The sequence below is a fragment of the Collinsella intestinalis DSM 13280 genome, from assembly GCF_000156175.1.
GTDB lineage: Bacteria > Actinomycetota > Coriobacteriia > Coriobacteriales > Coriobacteriaceae > Collinsella > Collinsella intestinalis.
The window spans coordinates 535685-542250 of sequence record NZ_GG692710.1 but is presented as its reverse complement, the minus strand read 5'-3'; the positions used below and the strand labels follow the sequence as shown (position 1 = coordinate 542250).

Annotated in this window: 5 protein-coding genes; all 5 read right to left on the bottom strand. The window is 63.8% G+C overall.

All coding sequences use genetic code 11. The features are described from left to right. Positions 1–594 (bottom strand): biotin/lipoyl-binding protein (locus tag COLINT_RS02540; protein ID WP_006722769.1); only part of this gene is annotated, 594 nt, incomplete at its 3' end. A 96-nt stretch (positions 595–690) separates the two neighbouring features. Continuing rightward, positions 691–3858: an ABC transporter permease gene (locus tag COLINT_RS02535; protein ID WP_006722768.1), complete on the bottom strand. Its 3168-nt coding sequence runs from the start codon at positions 3856–3858 to the stop codon at positions 691–693. A 1-nt stretch (position 3859) separates the two neighbouring features. Beyond that, positions 3860–4540 (bottom strand): ABC transporter ATP-binding protein, encoded by a 681-nt coding sequence (locus COLINT_RS02530; protein WP_006722767.1) that lies wholly within the window; start codon positions 4538–4540, stop codon positions 3860–3862. Positions 4541–4657: 117 nt separating this feature from the next. After that, positions 4658–5812, bottom strand: coding sequence for a sensor histidine kinase (locus COLINT_RS02525; RefSeq protein ID WP_006722766.1), 1155 nt, complete (start codon positions 5810–5812; stop codon positions 4658–4660). A gap of 3 nt (positions 5813–5815) precedes the next feature. Next, on the bottom strand, positions 5816–6505 hold the full coding sequence (locus tag COLINT_RS08815) for a response regulator transcription factor (RefSeq protein ID WP_006722765.1): 690 nt from the start codon (positions 6503–6505) through the stop codon (positions 5816–5818). Between the last annotated feature and the right edge of the window lie 61 nt (positions 6506–6566).

Here is a 6566-nt window from a genome sequence, read left to right as displayed (position 1 = left end):
CGCCTGCTGTGCGGCCGCGAGGTCGGCGCGGGCCTGGCGCAGCGCGCGATCGGCCTCCGCTACGGCGCGGTCAAGCTCGGGGTTCTTGATGGTCATGAGGACGTCGCCCTCTTTGACCGTTTGGCCAGCAACGACGTTGACGCTCTCGATTTGGCCGCCCACCTCGGGTGTGATGACGGTGGCGGAGAGCGGCTGCAACGTTCCCTTGGCGTCGACGATGGTCTCGAAATCTCCCTGGACGGCAAAATCGGTGACGGCCTCCATCGTCTGCTCGGGCTCTTTACCCAGGATGTTGATGGCAATGGCCCCGCCACCGATGACGGCGGCCGCCACGCCGATCACGATGCCGCGGCGCATGAGCTTCTTGCGGCGGCGCTCGGCGCGCTTCGCCTTGAGGGCGGCGTATGCCTCGGCGTCGGAACCCTCAAGCGGGGTTTGGCCGTCGGGCCCGGCGTTGGATTCCGTGTTCGTCGCGTCGCCTTGGATGGTGGGGATGACTTCGGGAACGCGAAGCACCTTTGTCTCCTGCGGTTCGTCGCCGAGCGTGCTCAGGAACTCGTCCATCGGGTCGTTCTCACGGTTGGTATCGGACATGGGTCTTCCTTTCGGGTGGGATGGACCTGATTCGGGAATCTCACCTCAATTTAGGGACTGTCCCTAAATTGAGGTGGGTGGTGAGTCGGATGGCGCCTAGATCGCGTCCTCGCGCAGGGTTTGCACGATGGAGCCGCTGGAGGACTTGCGAAGAGCATACGCGGTTGAGATGGCGAGCACGGCGATCACCACGCCGACGGCGGCGATGACCCAGCCGAACGGCACCACGAAGCCGAGGCCCTCGAAGCTCATCATCATCGCCTGGTAAATGAAGAAGGTGACGACGGCGCCGAGTCCCAGGCCGATGGCTAACCCCCTCCAGGCGTATGAGAAGCACTCGAGGGCGATCATGCGCCAGAACGCACGCTGTCCCATGCCGATGCTCTTGAGCATGGCGAACTCGCGACGGCGCAGGATGATCGAGTTCGTGAGCGTGTTGAACACGTTTGCGACGGCAATCGCACCGGTGATGAGGATGAAGCAGTTGATGAACAGCTGCACGGTCTCGCCTATGAGCCGCTCGGCGCGCGCGTTCTCAGCGTTGTTCGACAGATATGTGCGGTACCACTTGCTGCCGGTGATCTTGTCGGCGATGATCTCGTTCATGCCGATTTCGACGGCGCGTGCGTCTTCGGCGCCGAAGGATAGATACGCGTACATCGTGTTGCCGTATGTGCCCTCTTCGCTGTGGAAGGCGAATGGCGTGGCGAGGCTGCTCACATCCTTGTCATCGATGATGCCCTCGGAGCTCGCGGCGAGTGTGGGCAGCGCGCTTACGGGGAGGACGAGCGTCGGCCAGATGGATGCATATGCTTTGATGGGCGAGGGGAATGTCTTCACAATCGCCCCGACGGGCAGTTCGTACGAGTCCAGGAGCACCTCGTCGAGCGGACGCGCGACCTTGTCGTAGATGGGCTCGCCGTTCTCGTCGAATCGGGCTTCGTCCCCCTCTCCGTATCCCTCATATCGGGCGACGGGCTCCCCGTCATCGACGCCCGCCTCGACGAACATGGCGTTGTCGACGGATGCGATGTTGGTGAGGAGGTTCGCGGTGCCCGTGGAGGAGAACAGGTCGCGCACTGAATAGCGCTTCCCGTCGTTGGACTGGGTTCCGTTGAGCGCCACGGCGACAGGGTTCTTTGGGTCCCCGAAGCGCTTGCGGTCGAGGCCGTTCTCCTCAAGGATCTGATTCCACGATGCGTCATCGAGGAACAGGACGGAGGCGGGGGCGTAGACGGTGCCGTCGTCGGTCATGCCGCGGTCGGGCATGTCGTAGTGCTCGCTTTGGCTTGAGAGCTCGCCGTAATCGATCATGCCGGGCTCGAAGCTCGCGCAGAGGGATGTGAGGAGCATGTACCCCTCTCCAATCGCCCCATCGACTGTTGCGAGCGCCCGATATGCGTCGTCGATCTCCTTCAGTCCGTCGGATGCTGTCTCGTCGAGTTCCAGCCGCCTGTTGAGCGAGACCTCGATATCACTGCCGCCGTTGTCGACGGCCTGCGTGAGATAGTTCAGGTAATGCGAGATGCCGCCCGAGATGATGATGAGCGCGACCGATACGGCCAGGGAAGCGACGGCCACGCGGCCCTTCGCACTGGCGCGCGTGAGGTTGCGGTGGGCGAGAAGGCCGGGCACGCCCGCGGTGCGCAGGCGCAGGTTGTCAAAGATGCGCCCGAAGGACGTGCCGCTTGCTCCCGTGCGGCGGTTTTTCCGCATCTCGCGGCGCTCGCGTCGGGACAGGCGTACGTCGCGGCTTCCGCGGATGGCGTCCACGGCCGAGATGCGGCTCGCGCGCCAGGCGGGGAGCGTCGCGCTGATGAAGACGGTGATGATGGCGAGCATAGCCGATAGGGCGAGCACCGCGGGATTGATGGCGATTGTGCTGAAGCCGGTGTTCGCGAACGCCTCCTGGTCGATGAGCATTCCGACACCCTCGCCGGCGAAGGCGAACACGGCGAAGGTCCCGGCAAGGCCAACCAGGAGGCCGATGGGAATTCCGATGATTGCGAGCATGCTCGCCTCGGCGTATACGGTGCGGCGCAGCTGTCGCTTGCTGGCGCCGAGCGAGGAGAGCAAGCCGAATTGGCGGGTGCGCTCGGAGACGGCGATGGCGAACGAGTTGTATATGAGGGATATGGAGGCGCCGATGACGACGGCGGAGAGAATGAAGGCGAGCGTGTATAGGGTTCCCCAGATGGAACGGTCATCGGTCATGCCCTGATACCGCATGAGGGAATCATGCGAATATGCCGCGGTCTGGCCTTCCATATTCTCGATGTCACCTCGGTTGCCGCCGCCGTTGAAGACGGCGTGGGGGTTGCCGGTGTAGTCCTCGATGAGCCCATCGATCTCGGTGCGGCTCTTCAGGTTCGTGGTGAGGTAGATGCTCGTGGTGCGTACGGGGACATCGGGAGAAGAGACGAACCCGAGGTGCCCGGGCCCCGTTCGTCCCCACACGTCATCCTTCCTGACCCCCTCTGGGGCATAGAAGCCAACTACCTTGTAGGATTTCAACTCGCCGGGGTTCGCGAGGTACTCGCTGATGACGTCGCCCGTCGCGCTTTCCGTTGTGTACAGGGATTCATCGTACAGGCAGGGTGCCTCCTGGCCGGACTCGGCGTCGACAAAGGTTCGCTCGCCAAGCGCGAGGTCGATGACGCTACCGATCTCCAGGCTTCCGTCCCATGATGCGCGCGGGACGTCGTCGTCCTTGCCGCTCGTGGGGAGGCTGTCGTAGAGCCAGCTGCCGTCTTCGACGGTCAGGCCCTTGAGATTGTGGGTGAGCACAATCTCGTCAGGCGCCTGGGGGGCACGCCCTTCGGCGATGTGGGGGAGAGGCTTGAGGCCTTTCACCTTGTCGGCCGTGGGCCATTCCTGGACGCTGAGATAGCGTCCCCAATATCCCTCGAAGCTCTTCGGCATGATCGCGTCGCCGTAGGAGATGCGATCATAGCTGCGCGTGACGCGAGAATCGGCGTGCACGACATCGATTTCATCCTCGGGCACGTTCACGAGTTCGACTTGCCATGCGCCCTCGGTCACGATCTCGGCCTTGAGCAGGCCCTCATAGAGCGTGGCCACGCTCGTGAAGATCGCGGTGATGAGCGCGCAGGAGAGCGCGACGCCGATGATGGACACGATGGTGCGCGAGCGATTGAGTTTGAGGGAGCGTGCGGCGAAGTGCCAGAACACGCCCCTGCGGGGGAGGGCGCCCTGTGCGGCGTTTGCGCCTGCGGGCGTGGCGGTGCGGGTGTCCTCGGCCATCTTATGCCCTCCGCTCGTCACGGACGATGCGACCGTCCTCGATGGCGATCACGCGGTCGGCCATGAGGGCGACGTCCTCGTCGTGGGTGATGACGATGAGGGTCTGCTTGAACTTCTTATTGGATGCGCGCAGCAGGCCCATGATCTCCGCGGAGTTCTTGGAGTCGAGGTTGCCGGTGGGCTCGTCGGCGAGTACGACCGAGGGGGCGTTCATGAGTGCGCGGCCAATGGCGACGCGCTGCTGCTGGCCGCCGGAGAGCTGATTGGGCAGGCAGTGTTCGCGGCCCGTGAGGCCCAGCGCCCGCACGAGGGCCGATAGGCGCTGCTCGTTGACGGAGCGTCCGTCCATCAGGACCGGCAGGGTCATGTTCTCCACCACGTCAAGGACGGGGATGAGGTTGTAGAACTGGTAGATGAGGCCCACTTCGCGGCGGCGGAACACGGCGAGCTGCTCGTCGTTGCGGGCGAAGATGTCCTGCCCCTGCAGTCTTACGGTTCCCGATGTGGGGCGGTCGACACCTCCCATGAGATGCATGAGGGTCGATTTACCCGATCCCGAGCTGCCGATGATGGCGATGAATTCGCCGGCCTCGACGGTGAAGCTCACGTCGTTCAGCGCGGTTACCGCCGTGTCGCCCGTGCCGTACACGCGTGTGAGATGTTCGATGCTGAGGATGTTCATGGCCGTCCTTTCGCCAGCTAGATTCCTATCAACGATACTGGACGAATGACCTTGCCGTGTCATGACCGCAATGTGACAGATGCGTCACGAATCCTCGCGTCCCAGCCAGCGTAGCTGCTACACGACGGTCTTGAAGAACACCAGGTTGAAGGCTGCGCCAGTGATGTTGCCGTTCTCGTCGCGGGGGTTCTCGGCGGTGAGGGTGCCTCCCTGCGCTGTCACGAGGCTCTTGGAGAGGGCGAGCCCGATACCGACTCCGGCGGGGTTGACTTCGTTCGGCGTGGCGTTTGCATCGCGCGAACCGCGGTAGAAGCGCTCGAAGATGTGCGGGAGGTCGGATTCGGCAATGCCCGGTCCGGTGTCCTCGATGCGGATTCGACATGCCAGGACGTCTTCGGTGACGCGCACGCTCACGCATCCTCCGGCCGGGGTGTGCTCCATGCAGTTTTTCAAGATGTTCTCGAGAGCCTCGACGCTCCACGTGAGATCGCCCTCGTAGGAGGCCCCATCCTGCACGTCCGCGCTGAAGCGCACGTCGGCGATGTCGAAGGCGATGGCAAGCGGCTCGAAGCTCTTGCGCACGAGCTCGCGCGTGTCGACAGCTCCGCAAACGAGCTTGATCACGCCGGCGTCGATGCGGGCGAGTTTGAGCAGGGCGGCCACCAGGTCCTCAACGCGGGCCTGCAGCGTTTGGATGAGGCGCAGGCGCTCGACCAGATCTTCGGAATCGCCCCGTGCGGAAAGACGGTCGCGGATGAGCTCGGTGGAAATGGCGATCGAGGTGAGGGGCGTCTTGAGCTGATGGGAGATGTCGGCGAGTGCGTCTGAGAGCGCGAGCTTCTCCGCCTGCAGTTCGTCGACGGTGAGGTTGAGTCGCGCGATGACCTTGTCGATTTCGCTCGAGAGGATGGCGAGCTCGCCTTCGCTCATGTCGCGCAGGCGGATGTCGCGCTCGCCCGCCAGCACGCGGTCGAGGTTGGCTGCCATGTTTGCCAGGGCGCGGTAACGCCGGTTCGTGAGAATTATGAAGATAACGGTGACAATCAATCCGGTGACGAACGTGCATATGGCCGCGAACAGGGTGGCGCTTGCATCAGAGGCTCCCGATGTCACCATCGAAGCTGCCTCGTTGATGGAGGCGGTGACGATGCGCGCGCCGCCGAGAGCGTCGAGCATGATGGAGCGCGTGACCAGGTACGTGGCAACCGTCCCGAGAGCTGTGACGAGCAGGCATGCGATAAGCGCGCGTCGGATTTCGCGATTCCTCAGCATGGGCTATCTCATCGCCTTGTAGCCGAGGCCGCGGACGGTTTGGATGAGTTCGGGTCGGCTCGGGTCGTCTTCGATCTTGTCACGGAGCCGCTTGATGTAGACGGAGAGTGTGTTCTCCTCGATGTAGGTGCCCGCACTGTCCCACAGGGCGTCGCGGATCATATCGCGGGAGACGAGCTTGCCTGGATTTGTGGCAAACAACAGGAGCAAGCGGTATTCGAGCGCCGAGAGCGTGAGCTCGACGCCCTTGCGCTCGACGTAGGCGCGATCGGTGTCGATGCGGATATCGCCCAGGCTGACGATGCGCCTGCTCGGCTGCGAGCGGCGGATGGTCGCGGCGATGCGGGCGAGCAGCTCGCGTGGCCGGAAGGGCTTGGCAACGTAGTCGTCTGCACCCATCGTGAGGCCCGTCACGGTGTTGAATTCGTCATCGGAGGCGGTTAGGAAGATGACCGGGGTGCTCGGCGAAGTTTCCTTCACGGCGGCGCACACCGCGAAGCCGTTTCCCTCGCGCAGGGTGACGTCGAGCAGCACGAGCTGATAGGTGCCGGCAGACCCGGCGCCCGTGGCGAGTTCGATGGCACGCGTCTGGGTGTCGGCGGTGTCGACGCTGTAGCCCGAGCTCGTGAGAAGCTCGGTGAGGGCGTCGACGATGAGCGGATCGTCCTCGACGAGCAGGATGCGGGTGGTCATGTATGCCTCCAGATGGGGTTTCGCCTTGCATACCGGCGTGTGCGGCGCGGGCGGCGCGGGT